This window comes from Pseudomonas sp. DWRC2-2 (genome assembly GCF_049897885.1).
Lineage (GTDB): Bacteria > Pseudomonadota > Gammaproteobacteria > Pseudomonadales > Pseudomonadaceae > Aquipseudomonas > Aquipseudomonas azotoformans_A.
Map to the genome: position 1 here is coordinate 453,054 of NZ_JAFCXD010000001.1, position 13,110 is coordinate 466,163.

11 protein-coding genes are annotated in these 13,110 nt (G+C 59.8%); 3 read left to right on the top strand and 8 right to left on the bottom strand.

All coding sequences use genetic code 11. The features are described from left to right. Positions 1-13: 13 nt before the first annotated feature. The 6 genes from ACP7EW_RS02325 to ACP7EW_RS02350 all read right to left on the bottom strand — a co-directional run bounded on the left by ACP7EW_RS02325 (position 14) and on the right by ACP7EW_RS02350 (position 7,339). Positions 14-1,525: a hypothetical protein gene (locus ACP7EW_RS02325; protein ID WP_426215007.1), complete on the bottom strand. Its 1,512-nt coding sequence runs from the start codon at positions 1,523-1,525 to the stop codon at positions 14-16. A gap of 114 nt (positions 1,526-1,639) precedes the next feature. After that, positions 1,640-2,020 carry a hypothetical protein gene (locus tag ACP7EW_RS02330; protein ID WP_426215009.1) on the bottom strand — a complete coding sequence of 127 codons (381 nt, stop codon included), beginning with the start codon at positions 2,018-2,020 and terminating at the stop codon, positions 1,640-1,642. Between the two features lie 2 nt (positions 2,021-2,022). Continuing rightward, complete coding sequence (locus tag ACP7EW_RS02335; protein WP_426215011.1) at positions 2,023-3,018, bottom strand: hypothetical protein; 996 nt, start codon at positions 3,016-3,018, stop codon at positions 2,023-2,025. 137 nt (positions 3,019-3,155) lie between these two features. Then, positions 3,156-4,217: a lipocalin-like domain-containing protein gene (locus ACP7EW_RS02340; RefSeq protein WP_426215013.1), complete on the bottom strand. Its 1,062-nt coding sequence runs from the start codon at positions 4,215-4,217 to the stop codon at positions 3,156-3,158. Then, positions 4,207-6,669 carry an FtsX-like permease family protein gene (locus tag ACP7EW_RS02345; protein ID WP_426215015.1) on the bottom strand — a complete coding sequence of 821 codons (2,463 nt, stop codon included), beginning with the start codon at positions 6,667-6,669 and terminating at the stop codon, positions 4,207-4,209. The genes ACP7EW_RS02340 and ACP7EW_RS02345 overlap by 11 nt, the downstream gene beginning before the upstream one ends. 1 nt (position 6,670) lies before the next feature. Further along, positions 6,671-7,339, bottom strand: coding sequence for an ABC transporter ATP-binding protein (locus tag ACP7EW_RS02350; RefSeq protein WP_426215017.1), 669 nt, complete (start codon positions 7,337-7,339; stop codon positions 6,671-6,673). Positions 7,340-7,614: 275 nt separating this feature from the next. Between ACP7EW_RS02350 and ACP7EW_RS02355 the strand changes: the two genes are divergently transcribed. The 3 genes from ACP7EW_RS02355 to ACP7EW_RS02365 all read left to right on the top strand — a co-directional run bounded on the left by ACP7EW_RS02355 (position 7,615) and on the right by ACP7EW_RS02365 (position 11,639). Then, positions 7,615-8,289, top strand: a complete 675-nt coding sequence (locus ACP7EW_RS02355) for a histidine phosphatase family protein (RefSeq protein ID WP_314530050.1) — start codon at positions 7,615-7,617, stop codon at positions 8,287-8,289. 174 nt (positions 8,290-8,463) lie between these two features. Next, positions 8,464-10,119, top strand: coding sequence for a lipid IV(A) 4-amino-4-deoxy-L-arabinosyltransferase (arnT, locus tag ACP7EW_RS02360; protein WP_426215019.1), 1,656 nt, complete (start codon positions 8,464-8,466; stop codon positions 10,117-10,119). Then, positions 10,119-11,639, top strand: coding sequence for an ArnT family glycosyltransferase (locus ACP7EW_RS02365; protein ID WP_426215021.1), 1,521 nt, complete (start codon positions 10,119-10,121; stop codon positions 11,637-11,639). The genes arnT and ACP7EW_RS02365 overlap by 1 nt, the downstream gene beginning before the upstream one ends. A gap of 9 nt (positions 11,640-11,648) precedes the next feature. Here the strand turns inward: ACP7EW_RS02365 and ACP7EW_RS02370 are convergent, their stop codons facing one another. Continuing rightward, positions 11,649-12,362, bottom strand: coding sequence for an AAA family ATPase (locus ACP7EW_RS02370; protein ID WP_426215023.1), 714 nt, complete (start codon positions 12,360-12,362; stop codon positions 11,649-11,651). Beyond that, positions 12,362-13,105 (bottom strand): ABC transporter permease, encoded by a 744-nt coding sequence (locus ACP7EW_RS02375; RefSeq protein ID WP_426215025.1) that lies wholly within the window; start codon positions 13,103-13,105, stop codon positions 12,362-12,364. The genes ACP7EW_RS02370 and ACP7EW_RS02375 overlap by 1 nt, the downstream gene beginning before the upstream one ends. Positions 13,106-13,110: the final 5 nt, after the last annotated feature.

Below are 13,110 nucleotides of genomic sequence, written 5' to 3' on the forward strand. Positions count from 1 at the left end.
GGGTTAAACGTGTTTAGCTCTTGGTGCTGCTCAGCAAGGTCTGTTTGCACAGGTGGCCAAAGCTGACGAACTCCGTGTTATCACCACCGACGCCGATACCTGGGTATTCCAGCACTTCCATGCGCCACACGCCGTAGTTGAAGTCGGTACGCCAGGTGTTCTTATAGCCCTGGGCGTAATCGACGAACGTGGTCTGGAAGTCACCGAAGCAGGTGCCCACATTGATCGTGCCCCCGGCCAGGCCAGCACTGTTGGTGGCCGCCGAATACCCTTTGTAGACGATACTGCCGGTGTTCGGATCGATGTGCTGGTCCAGGTAGACAATCGGGTGCAGCCCCACCAACGGTGCGCCAGTGCTGTCCGAAAGTCCCATGGTCCAGGTCAGGTCGCGGTAGGCCTGGGTGGTCATGTAGCCATAACCCACGTTGGAAGCGGAGTAAGGGATACGCAACACATTGCTTTCGCCCTTCACGTCAGGGTTGTTCACCCGCGGGTTGGAACCAAAGGACAGGTTGTATTTGCCCGTTGCGCTCCAAGGCTCGTTCGGGTGTTGATTCGGGCGAACGCGCACCTTGACCACACCGCCCACACCGGGGCTTGGGATCGACGTCGACACCACGTTGGCCCCTACGGTGACCCACTGGTTACCATCGAAACGCTCAAGGATCCACTTGTTGCGGGTACTGCCACTGGCAGTATCGGCCGTGAGTGCGATACCGACGCTCTGGCCGCGTACGGCTTTGAAGTCAAAGTAATCGACGTCATTGAGGCTGTCGGCATTGCCCTTGATGTAGTTCAGGGTGTCCGGCAGTTGGAACGCGGTATCCGGCGTGTCGTTGGGTTCGTAGGCGTCGATATTGTCGTCCACCGCTACACCGAACTGGAAGCTCGAACCCTGCACGGCCGCATTGGCTTCCATGAACCAGTAGTAGTCACCGGCTGGCACGACGCCGCTGAGGCTTTCGTCCGAGGTGCCCGGATTGTTGGACGTGCCCAGGGGAAGCGGGTTGCCTTGACCATCGTCCTGGAACAGGCTCAACGACATGTCGGTGCCTGCTGTCTGGCCTACCAACAGTGCGTTGATGCGCGCCTTCTTCGGCAGGTTGAAGTGGTAGCACAGCAGGTCGCCGGTTTGTACGCCATTGATTGTGTAGAGCAGGTTCACATCCAGCGTGGTCTCACAGCCCTGCACCAGTGCAGCCTGTACGGCGGCGCGTTGCTGAGCGTCCGCTTTCTTGACCTGGGTTACTGGCGCAGGCGCGGCGTGGTCTTCCACCACAGAGTCGGTCTGGGCCTTCGCGGCAAACGCCGGCTTTTTCTGCTGAGCGCCTGCTTGAAGCTGCTGCTTCAGTGCTGCGGACGCCTGGGTGGCCGGGATTTTTCCGCCGGTTTTCAAGGATTGCTTGATCGTCGGTTGCGGCGCTTGCGCAGCCAGATGAGGGTATTGCTCGGCCAGGGCAAAGGCCGAAACGAAGCAGGAGGCCGCCATGGCCGCGCCCAGCATAAAGGCTTTTTTCGATTTCATTTTTTATCCATCCATAGTTAAAAACTGAAGGTCAGGTGACATCCGGTCACCTGGGATGGAATGTAGAATATGACTGGATGGATGTACAGTATTTTTTATTGAAAATAATCATTCCTATGGAATCGGGATGTCGCACCACCAGCGCCAGACGATCCACACAACGGTCCCTAAGGCCCAAATGTACCCAACGTAATAAGGCCACACCACCCAACGCTTGAGCGCTAAAGGGACAGACGCCAGTTCGGCTTCAGTCACAACACCGGCCTCCATATAGCGTTTTGAATCTGAGAAAAACGCTAGTATCAGCAGCATGCGATATTGCCTGTCGATCCACTGGTTTCGGCACCAGAAGCGCTTATTGTTGCGAACCCTCTCGTTCTGACTGAAATGGCGTTCCACCTCGTCAAGCTTTGTATATTCCGCAAAAATCATCAGTCCCACGATCACAAACATTCCAGCAAACAACACGATGGAATAGATGAGAAAAAGGTCCATGATCAGGTCCCCTCCGGCAGGAAAATCAAATCCCCATCGGCTTCCACGATCCTCCCTCCCAAAAATGAACCAAAACTGCCGAACTCATCACCTCCCACATACCCTCCCGCTGCACCTCCGATAACGCCACAGGCGAGTTCACCTTTTCCCTTCATTCGAATGCCTAAGAACATTGTGCATGCCCGACGAGCTGCGTCTGCACCGACTTTTCCCAGAAAGGCGGCTCCTGCGACTCCACCCGCCAGTCTCCCCGTCTCAACATACTTAGCCCTTCTGCACTGAGCTTCCCTTCCCGTCATACACGCCTCCTTGATCTCCAAACTCGCCACGCCGACGTCCAACGCCAATCCCATGTAAGTCCCTTTGCCCAACCACTTTGACGTCTGCGCAATAGCGCCAATCCTTTGCGCATACCCCGCAATCTCCCCCTTGTGCAAATAGCTCCTGGTCGAAATCCCCAACACCTTCTTCAACGACGCATTACCCTGCAATCCCGTCCCCATCCGTGCAGCCCCTTGCAATTGCCCCTCCAAGCGCCGAAACACCGCCTGGCGCTGCTGGATAAACGCCGCCCTGTCCAACCCGCCGTCTTTCAACCGCTGATGCAGCCGCTCGATGTCCTCCAACGTTTGCGCCACTTCATTCAGGTGCCGTGCCCAGGCCGAGGTCGCACTGCCGACGCCAATAGAGCCATTGGCCATCAAACTCTGCAGCAAATCATAGTTGCCGAGCAGTGCCGTACCCGTCGCCGCATTCAGTGCCAGGTGACGACGGACTTCCTCGGCATGGCGCATCAACCACGCTTCCTCGACCGAGCAATTCATGCTGTGGCTGTCGGGAATAATCACCAGTTGCCCCGGTGCCACCAAGCCGGGCCGCAGGTGCCGATTCAGCACGTCAAAATGATCGGAACGCGGGCGACTCATTCCACCGCCCATCAACCGGGATTTGAGGCTCAGGTAGTCCGTTGCGCGGTCGTTGATAAAGCTCTGCGCCATGCCCCACATCCAGGATGCAATTGAGATGGCGTCGGAATATAAGCAAGCGCCTGCGCCCCGGACACAAGTCCAGGGGGGTCGCTTTACATTTGGGAATCTGCCTACGCAGCGGTGAAATAAAGCCTACAGAAACCGCCCTAATACCCGGTCATTTCCAGGTAACCCACCCCACCGTCAAACCGCACCGGCCCTTCCCAGTACGGAATACTCAGGTTCATCCAGGCGTTCGGGTTGACGGCTTGGGTGGTGATATCCAGCTGTTTGCCGGGGATTTTCAGCGACCAGCGCGTGGGAATCTTGCGACCGCCAATCGTGGTGGTTTCCAACGGCACCAGTTGGATATCCGCGTTGTGCAGCGTCTGCGTCTGGCCTTGCGCGTCGATCCAGGTCCCTGTGAGATAACCCGCGCCGTCGGCTTGCCGCACCCGAAACAGCATCAACTGCTCGCCACGGTCCAGGTGCAGGGAAAACCAGTCCCAGCCGGTCTGGCTGGCGCTCAGGGGTTGGCTGCTCCACTCGCGGTCGAGCCAGGCCGGGCCGGTGACTTGATACACCTTGCCATCGACAGTAACGCTACCACTGGCACTGAAAAACGGCTGGCTGTAGTAGTACGACGCCTGGCCCAGGTCGGACTTGCGGCTGTAGCCCTCGTCACCCTGCAACACCAATGGGCGACTGGAGGTCAGGTGCAGGTCATAGGCGAATTGCGCACCACTGGCCTTGAGTTGCATGTCGGCCAGGCTGCTTACGGCGCCGGGACGGGTGACGAAATTCCAATCGTCGATCCAGGCATTGAACGGCTGCGCCTGGGCTCCGGCCTGGCCCACGCCGCCGCGCGCAAAGCGTTCGGCGGCATAGTGGTGAGTGGCGGACGTCACGGCGGCGTGGCCAAGCCAGATCGTCGAATCGCGCCAGCCCGCCTCGGTCGGCCCGGCCTTGAGCGCATTGCGGAACAAGGTCCACTGCACGCCGAAGACATTGCCCTGCGCGTCCTTGAGGTTGGCGGTGACGTACCACCACTCGATACGAAAGCCCGGATGGGGGCCATGGTCCTCGGGAAAACTGAACACTTTGCCGGGCACCACTTGGGCAAAGTCCGCCGCGTCACTGCCCAGGCCGGCGAAGCTTTCCTGCGGCTCAGGGACTTTGTCACAAGCGACCAGTAAGCAGCACATCCACAACAGCCACTTAATCTTCATTGGCAAACGTCCTCAACAAATCCGCCGGACGACTGCGATACAACTGCCACAACGGCCATGCCGAGGCCAGCAAGGTCGCGAGCATTGCCAACCCGAGCAATTGCGCGAGTTGCCACGGGAATACCTGCAGCGGCAGGCGCCAACCAAAGGCCTGCACATTGATCACCGCGTCCAGGCACCAGGCCAACAGCAAGCCGAGCGGCAAGGCCAAAACCAACGTGAGGACCGCCAGCAGCCAGGTCTGGCCAAGGTTGAGCAGCATCAATTGCCGACGCGTGACGCCCAATGCCCACAGCGGCGCGAGTTGGCCCAGGCGACTCTGGCTCTGGGTCAACAGGCTGATGAACAGCGCCACACCGGCCACGCCCAGCGTCAGGCTGTTCAGGGCAGCGGTGGCGGCGAAGGTGCGTTCGAACACCTGGCTCGACCAGCCTTTGAGTTGCTGTTGATCGACGATACGGCTGTCTTCCAGGGCAAAGGCGCGCTGCACCTCACGCGTCAGCGGTGCCACGTCTGCCGGTGACACCCGCAGGTTGAAACGCGCCGGTGACAGCGTCGTCCAATGGGTCAGCAGGTGCTTGGAATTGACCAGAATATGGCCCTTGGGGTTGCCGTAATCGGCGTAGATCCCGACTATTTTCGGCGTCCAGGTGCCCTGAGGCGTCGGGATGCTCAGGGTATCGCCCAACTTCACCGCGAGCCTGCGTGCCAGTTGCTCGCTGAGCATCAGCGTGTCGCCTTGCTGCAGTTGATCCCACGGCTCGCTCGACGCCTCCAACAGCGGCCAATGCTGGCGATAAGTCGGGTCGTCGACCACGCCAAACAGATCCGCCGGCCAGCCCTGCAATTGCACCGCGACCTGCCAGGTGGGCAGCACCGTCTGCACCCGCGGTTGTTGCGACAACCATAGGCTCAGTTGCTCGGCCTGGGCCGGGTTTTGTGGGTTGAGGTACAGCTCGGCAGTCAGACGCTGCTCCAGCCAGTTGTTGAACGTATGACGAAACCCCGACGTCATGGAGCCTGCCCCGATATTCGCGGCCAGGGCCAACAATAGCGCCATCAGGGCCAGGCTCAACGCCGGCAATTGCTGACGGCAATCAGCCAGAAACCACTGGCCCAGCACCGAACGGCTGCGTCCCAGGAAGGCCTTGAGCAAAGCATTGAGCACCACCGGCAAACCCAGGGCCGCGCCGAGCAGTAACGCAGCCATCAGCACGAAGCCGGCAGCCAGGCTATCACCGAACCCCAGCGCCAGCGCGGTGATCACCAGCGCGGCAGCGGCCACCCACCCTTGCCGCCGTAACCAACGCCCATGGGCCTCATGCCAGGCCTGCGCATTGGCCAGCGCCAACAAGGGCAAGCGCGCCGCCCGCCACAGGCTGCTGGCACCGGCCAGCAACGCGCCGAGCAAACTCAAGCCCAACCCCGCGACCCACCACCAAGGGCTCAGGCTCAACTGCCCCGGCACCTCGGCGCCATACAAACCACGCAGGCTAGCGGCGACATCCGGCAGCAACAGGCTGGCCAGCAGGTAGCCGCTGGCCACGCCCAGCACGCCACCCAGCAACGAAAGCACACCGAGTTCGACACCCAGGCTGACGATCAACAGACGCACACTGACGCCGCAGGCACGCAAGGTACGCAACAGCCCGCGCCGTTGCTCCAGGGCTAGGCCAATGGCGGCGTGCACGATAAACAGCCCGACCACAAAGGATAGAAAGCCCAATGCATCGAGGTTCAGGTGAAAGCTTTCGGTGAGGCGCGCGAGGTTATTGTCCTCGCCCTGCTTGAGTTCCAGCCCGGCGGGCGGCGTGGGCTGGCCAGCGGCGAAAGCCTTGTCCACTAACAGCCGCGACAGGCGCTCAGGCATCTCTAGCACAGGCTGGGCAAAGCCGATGTCGGTGAGCAGCAGTCCAGGTGCCATATCGGCCTGGGTTTGCAGCGGCGGCAGGGTGTGGCCGTTCAAGGTGATGGGCTGCTGACCTTCATGCAGCCCCAAGGCCTGCAAGGTCTGCGGTGCAATCCAGGTACGCCCCGGCGGTTCGAAAAACGCCAGCATCTGTGCCTGGCTCAAACGCTGCCCCGCCACCGCGCCACTGCCGGGCAACGACACCGGGTCGATGCCCATCAATTGCAGGCGCACCTCCTCCCGCCCCCTGAGCTGCACCCGCCCTTGAACCACCGGCGACACCGGCCAGCCGGCTCGACGCAACTGGGCAAAAACGGCTTGGGGAAAACTGGCGCCGTCCGCCGCGCCGAGGCTGGCCTGGGGTTCGCCGCCGATCAATTGGCTGGCGCGGGCATAGCTGTCGCGTGCCTGGCTGTTGAGGGCCTGCACGCCGATCAGCAGCGCAGTGGCCAGCCACAAACCGGTGAGCACGCTGCAGAACTGCACCGGATGGCGCCGCCAGTGGCTGAGCAGCGCGCGCAAGGTCCAATAAAAAACTGCCATTTCAAACAGCGCTCGCCGGCACGACACGACCGCGATGCAACACCACCTGCCGGTCCAGGCGTGCGGCGATGCGTGGGCTATGGGTGACCATCAACAAGCTGGTGGGACTGTCGCGCAACAGGTCCAGCAGCAGTTGTAACACCTCGTCGCTGGTGGCTTCGTCGAGGTTGCCGGTGGGTTCGTCGGCCAATAACAGACGCGGCCTTGACGCCAACGCGCGCCCCACCGCGACCCGTTGCTGCTGACCGCCGGAAAGCTGTTCCGGATAACGCTTGAGCAGATCACCCAGGCCCAGGCGCTCCACCAACTGTGCCTGCCACTGCGGATCAAACCGCCCGGCCAACCGCGCCTGGAACGCCAAATTGTCCTCGACCCGCAGGCTGCCGATCAGGTTGAACTGCTGGAACACCAGCCCGATCTCCGTGCGCCGCCAGTGGGCCAGCTGCGCTTCGCTGAGTTGGTCAAGGCGCTGCTCGCCGACCTGGATGCTGCCACCGTCCACCCGGTCCAGGCCGGCCACCAGATGCAGCAAAGTGCTCTTGCCGCTACCCGACTCGCCCATCAACGCCAGGCTGCTGCGCTCGGCCAGGCGCAGGTCCACACCGGCCAACACCGCCAACGGCCCTTGGGGGGTGGCATAGCTTTTGAACACACCTTGCACCTGCAGCATGAGAACACTCGTTTGAGGGGTGGCAATCGAGAATAACGGCTGTCGCTCCAGGCCATGCAAATTTTTCACATGGATTTCACCGGCTAACCACCCCACGCACTCTAGATTACCGGCCATGGGTCATTCGTCGGCAACTTGTTAGTTGCCATGCCTGACAACTTTTTAACCGCAACATGTTCAGCGAAAAGACAGCCTCCCTGTGACAGCCTCTGGCTTCACTGTGGGCATACGCCAACACGTTGCGCCTAATTAATACAACATTGCCAACACTGCCCATGGTGAATGAAGTGGTTGACCTTACCCTGACCAAACCGCGCTCGCGATGGGCCTTTATCAAGCGCCTGCGACACCTGTGGCTGGGGCTCCTGGTGGTGGGTTTGCTGTTCGCCGCCAGCCTGCTCTGGCATGCATCGCCCAAGGACCTCGGCGTCGGCAATCGCCTGCTCACTTCCCACGTGCTACCCCTCTGGCGCGACGGTGACCTGATCGTGCTGGTGCGCCACGAAGAGCGTTGCGACCGCTCGACCAACCCTTGCCTGGGCCCCGTGGAGGGCCTGACGATCAACGGCAGTCAGAACGCCGAAACCCTGGGCAAAGCCTTTAAAACACTGGGCATGGACGGCAGCGACGTGCTGGCCAGCCCGGCCATCCGCACCGCCCAGACCTTGCGTTTCATGTTCGGTAAAAACGAACTGACTTCTGGCCAGCAAGCCGTCTGCGGCGCAGCCATGGGCGAAGAGTTACTCAGCCACAAAACCCCCGGACGCAACCTGGTTTTCGTCACCCACAGCGGCTGCATTGCCGACTTCGAAAGCACCCTGGGCTTTCCCCATGCCGCCTTCCCCAAATACGGCAGCGCCTTGTTCGTGCAGGTATTGCCCAACGGCAAATTCAAGACGCTGGGCATCGTCAACGGCCCGGACTGGCCCGCCGCGTTAAAACAACTTTAAACACTTCCCTGTCCATTTGTTCAGCAAAAAGACAGCCCTGCTCTGGCATGTTTAGTTGCGCCTTTTAACTAAGGACATCATGACCATTTTCCGTAATTCAGTGAACGCTGTGACTTCTTCTATTACTTCATTACTTGAAATCCCCACAACTAAACGTCAGGGAGCGACGTTTGCATGACTCGATTAAAACCTCTGCCACTGTTATTACTGGCCTTTGTCGCGTTTTACCTGTTGCCCCTGGGCCTGCACGGCTTGTGGATCCCGGACGAAACCCGCTACGCCCAGATCAGCCAGGAAATGCTTCAGAGCGGCAACTGGGTAGCGCCGCATTTCATGGGCATCCGCTATTTTGAAAAACCCGCTGGCGGCTATTGGTTGATCGCCTTGGGCCAAGCGGTGTTCGGCCAGAACCTGTTCGGTGTGCGCATCGCCTCGGCGCTTACATCCGGCTTGAGCGTGCTGCTGGCCTACCTGATCGCACGCCGCCTGTGGAATGACCCGCGCAAAAGCTTTGCCTGCGCCCTGCTCTACCTGAGCTTCGGCCTGGTGGCCGGGCAAGCGGGCTACTCCAACCTGGATCCGCAATTCACCCTGTGGGTCAACCTGAGCCTGGTGGCCCTGTGGTTTGCCCTCGACAGCCACACAGTGCGCGGGCGCCTTTGGGCGTGGACCGTGGTGGGCCTGGCCTGCGCCCTGGGTTTCCTGACCAAGGGCTTCCTGGCCTTGGCGTTGCCGGTGTTGATCGCCGTGCCTTACATGCTCTGGCAACGCCGCCTGGGCGAACTGCTGCGCTATGGCCCGCTGGCCATGCTGGTGTGCTTGTTGGCGTGCCTGCCTTGGGCGCTGGCGATCCATCTGCAGGAACCGGACTTCTGGCGCTTCTTTTTCTGGAATGAACACATCCGCCGCTTCAGCGCCGACAACGCTCAACACGTGCGGCCGTGGTGGTTCTTCCTGCCGATCATCGCGGTGGCATGCCTGCCTTGGGCAGGGTTGCTGCCGAGCACCCTGCGCAAGACCTGGCAGGAAAAGCGCCAACCGGCCATCGCCTTCCTGGCCCTGTGGCTGCTGTTGCCACTGGGTTTCTTCAGCCTGAGCAACGGCAAGCTGCCGACCTACATCATGCCGTGCCTGCTGCCCCTGGCCTTGTTGATGGGGCATACGCTGGTCGACCTGATCAACCAGCATAAAGCCCGCACGATCTGCCTCAACGGCCTGCTCAACTTCGTGATCGGCATGGCGGCCATGGTCGTGCTGATCTACCTGCAAATCGCCCGGCCCTTGTACAGCAACAGCCATGCGGAGATGTTCAGCCTATCCCTGGCGTTTATCGTGTTGCTGGGGTGGATCCTCACCAACCTGCTGCAAGCCTTCCGCCCGCTGACGCTGTGGGCGATGCCAGCGCTGGGCATCGGCCTGCTGGTGATCCTGCTGCCGGCGAGCATGCCGGCGTGGATCGCGGACAACGAAATGCCCGACCAGTTTGTGCTCGAACACCTGGAAGAACTGCAACAGACCCAAGCCCTGCTGAGCAACGAACTGGGGAATGCCAGTGCCTTGGCCTGGCGCCTGAAACGCCCGGAAGTGGCGCTGTACGACACCGAGGGCGAGCTGCGTTATGGCTTGCAGTACGCCGGTTCGGTGCACCGCAAAGTGGAATTGGAAGAGGTGCAGGCCTGGCTCAAGGAACAGCGCCGACTCGGCTCGGTCGGCGTACTGATGCGCGTCAACAGCACCAGTGAAATGCGCGAAGCCGGGCAACTGCCGCCCGGAGGCAAACGCTACTACAAGGGCTCCCTCGAACTGATCATCTACCCGAAATCGCCGTGATGGCGGCTTTCTGGAAGACCGAACGCGGCGCCCTGCTGCTGTTGCTGGGCGTCACTGCCCTGCTGCTGCTGACCGGCCTGGGCGCACGCGACCTGTGGGGCCCGGAAACCCGTTGGGCGAACATCGCCTTGCAGATGCTGCAGAGCGGCGACTACTTCGACCCCTACCTCAAGGGCGCACCGTATTACGACAAACCCCTTCCATCCTACTGGCTGATCACCGCCAGTGCCCACTTGCTGGGTGGCCTCGGTCCCTGGTCACTGCGCTTGCCGTCCGTGATCGGCGCCTGGCTGAGCGTGTGGCTGGTCTACCTGATTGGCGAACAACTGCTGCGCAAGGGCACCGGGCTGATTGCCGGTTGGATGCTCGCCACCACCTTCTACTTCCTGTTCTGGGCGCGCGTGGCCACGGCCGACGTGCTGACGGTGTGTGGTGTGCTGGCGGCGGTGTGGTGGTACTGGCGCGGGCCGGAGGACACGCGGCTGGGTCGCTACACGGTGTTCTTCCTACTGCTGGCCGTGACATCGCTGTTCAAAGGGCTGATCGGCTTTGTGCTGCCCGGCCTGGTGCTGCTGCCACACCTGCTGGCGGAACATCGCTACAAACGCCACCTCAACCTGCGCCTGGTGTGTGCCTTGCTGATCGCGGCGGCGGTGTATGCCGTGCCCTTCGTGCTGTCCCATGTCTACGGTGCCCCCAGCTATGGCAGCAGCGGCCTGGCGTTGGTGTTCCGCGAAAACGTGGTGCGCTTTTTCGACCCGTTCGACCATATGGGCCCGATCTACACCTACCTGATTTACCTGCCCGCCTACACCCTGCCCTGGGTGCCGTGCTGGCTGCTCGGCCTGTGGCTGGCGCTGCGGCACTGGCGCCACACGCCGCGGAACGTGCGCTGGCTGGTGTGGGGCCTGGGCCTGCTGTTCGTGTTCTTCACCGCCAGTGGCAGCCGACGCAGCTACTACGTACTGCCATTGGTGCCTTTCGCCCAACTGCTCGGCGCCTGGTGGGTCAGCGAACGCCTGCGGGCACGGCCAGCCAGCCAGTCACGCTGGTTCAAAGGCTTCGCCATCGCCGCCGCGCTGATGCTGTTGATACTCGGCGTGGCCTACCCCTGGAGCAACAGCAACGGCGGCGTGACCCGCTTTGCCGAAGACGTGCGAACCGAAGCGACCCAAATCGCGCCGTGGGAGCAATGGCAATGGGTGCTGGTGGAAGCGGACAACAAAGTGCCGATGTACCTGCAAAACGGCGGCAAGCCGTTCTACTACGTGGCCGAAACCCAGGACTTTCCGCGCCAGGGTGATAGCGCGGCATTCCTGGCCTGGCTGGAAAAAACCAGCGGCAAAGCTTTCGATCCGCAACGCACCATCATTGTCACGCAGTACGCCAAGGACGATCCCACGCCACTGGCCTACCTGGGCGAGGATCATCGGGTGATTAGCACCCAGCCCGATAATGGCGAGCGGTGGTTTCACACGCGTGAGGATGGAAGCGTGGCGTTCATTCCCCAGCCCAAATAGAAGACGGTCTTATCCTTTTGGCAGACTGGCGGCGTGGATAAATGCCTCATCCAGGCTTTGGGCCTCGTAGGCGTGCATGAAGCCTTGGGCATCAGTAAAACGGTTGAATCGCCTTTGACTCAGCATGTAAAAGTCATCGCAATGGGCGACGATTTCATCGACGTTGTGCGATGAAACCAACACCGCGACACCCTCTGCCGCTGCCCCCTCCAAACAACGCCAGATGTGATAACGAAACTCGGGATCCACACCCGCCGTGGGTTCATCCAGTATCACCAGGTCAGCGTTGGCGCAGAGCAGGGACAACGTAAAAAACCAACGCTTTTCCCCATAACTGCAGAGTGCGGATTTTTTGTTCCATATCTCGCAGTAACGCTCTGCGATGCCGGGGCTCCATTTTTCGATTTTATCGAGTGCATGTTGTTGAGTGACCTTGGTGTCGGAGCAAAACAGCATGGCCATTTTGAAGATGTCGAACATGCGAAATACAGGCGGCGTGCTGATGATCTGCGACAGGTACAGCAGCTTGGAGAAAGAGCTGTTTACCTCACCGCCCTCTATTTTCTTCAGGCCGCACAGCACATCAAAAAAAGTGGTCTTGCCGGAACCGTTTGGGCCGAGAAGGCCTGATATGGAGCCGGCTGCGACTGTCAGAGAAGCCTTATGAAATACGATATGAGTTCCATATCTGACATCAAGAGAATTTACGAGAAGCCTCGCCATCAATAACGACTCCAAACAGGATTAATCAATAAAAAACGACACATCACTAAGAACAAAAATAGAAGTGACACTATAACAACCAAAAAAACCAACCCGCACTCCACCACACCGCCCAACATAATCCTATTCGCCCACCACATCGGGTTAAAAAAACTGACCATAGCCAAAGCCGGACTGACTGAAGTACTACTGACTATCCCAAGAGCCAACATCGTAAGGGACAAAATAGAAAATAGGGTACTCGCATTTTGAAAGCCTAACGGAATCAGCGTCAGCAACAGTGAGGGTATAGAGAAAACTAGAAAACAAACATAAAAGCGCCCTACAATTACGAGATACTCCGCAACATCAAGCCCCTCTGTAAAAACACGGGTGAGTATATAAAATACGGAGCAGTATAATATTGAAACGGCTGAGTATGCAGAAAACTGCCCAACCAGGAAGATAAACTTGGTACGCTCCGTATAAACAAAAGACCGCAGAAAACCACTTTCCCTACGGCCAACTATGTAAAATGCCAGCCCAAACAGCGCCACGTTTGAGGACACAAATGCGTAAAACCATGAAGTGCTCGAGAGATAATCCACTGCCCCATCACTCAGAGGCGCGCGCGCGTATGCAATCAAATAATAGGTAACCGCTGGCGACACCACCGTCCAAAACAACGCAACAGGCTCTCTGAGTTGTTCCTTTATGAATAACACAGCTAGCAGGGCCGGCCTTGACACGAAATAGAAATCCATCATTC

Bases quoted from the DNA above. Each gene is read 5' to 3' on its own strand.
- ACP7EW_RS02325 (WP_426215007.1), bottom strand. From the start codon at position 1,525: ATGAAATCGAAAAAAGCCTTTATGCTGGGCGCGGCCATGGCGGCCTCC.
- ACP7EW_RS02330 (WP_426215009.1), bottom strand. From the start codon at position 2,020: ATGGACCTTTTTCTCATCTATTCCATCGTGTTGTTTGCTGGAATGTTT.
- ACP7EW_RS02335 (WP_426215011.1), bottom strand. From the start codon at position 3,018: ATGGCGCAGAGCTTTATCAACGACCGCGCAACGGACTACCTGAGCCTC.
- ACP7EW_RS02340 (WP_426215013.1), bottom strand. From the start codon at position 4,217: ATGAAGATTAAGTGGCTGTTGTGGATGTGCTGCTTACTGGTCGCTTGT.
- ACP7EW_RS02345 (WP_426215015.1), bottom strand. From the start codon at position 6,669: ATGGCAGTTTTTTATTGGACCTTGCGCGCGCTGCTCAGCCACTGGCGG.
- ACP7EW_RS02350 (WP_426215017.1), bottom strand. From the start codon at position 7,339: ATGCTGCAGGTGCAAGGTGTGTTCAAAAGCTATGCCACCCCCCAAGGG.
- ACP7EW_RS02355 (WP_314530050.1), top strand. From the start codon at position 7,615: ATGGTGAATGAAGTGGTTGACCTTACCCTGACCAAACCGCGCTCGCGA.
- arnT (WP_426215019.1), top strand. From the start codon at position 8,464: ATGACTCGATTAAAACCTCTGCCACTGTTATTACTGGCCTTTGTCGCG.
- ACP7EW_RS02365 (WP_426215021.1), top strand. From the start codon at position 10,119: ATGGCGGCTTTCTGGAAGACCGAACGCGGCGCCCTGCTGCTGTTGCTG.
- ACP7EW_RS02370 (WP_426215023.1), bottom strand. From the start codon at position 12,362: ATGGCGAGGCTTCTCGTAAATTCTCTTGATGTCAGATATGGAACTCAT.
- ACP7EW_RS02375 (WP_426215025.1), bottom strand. From the start codon at position 13,105: ATGGATTTCTATTTCGTGTCAAGGCCGGCCCTGCTAGCTGTGTTATTC.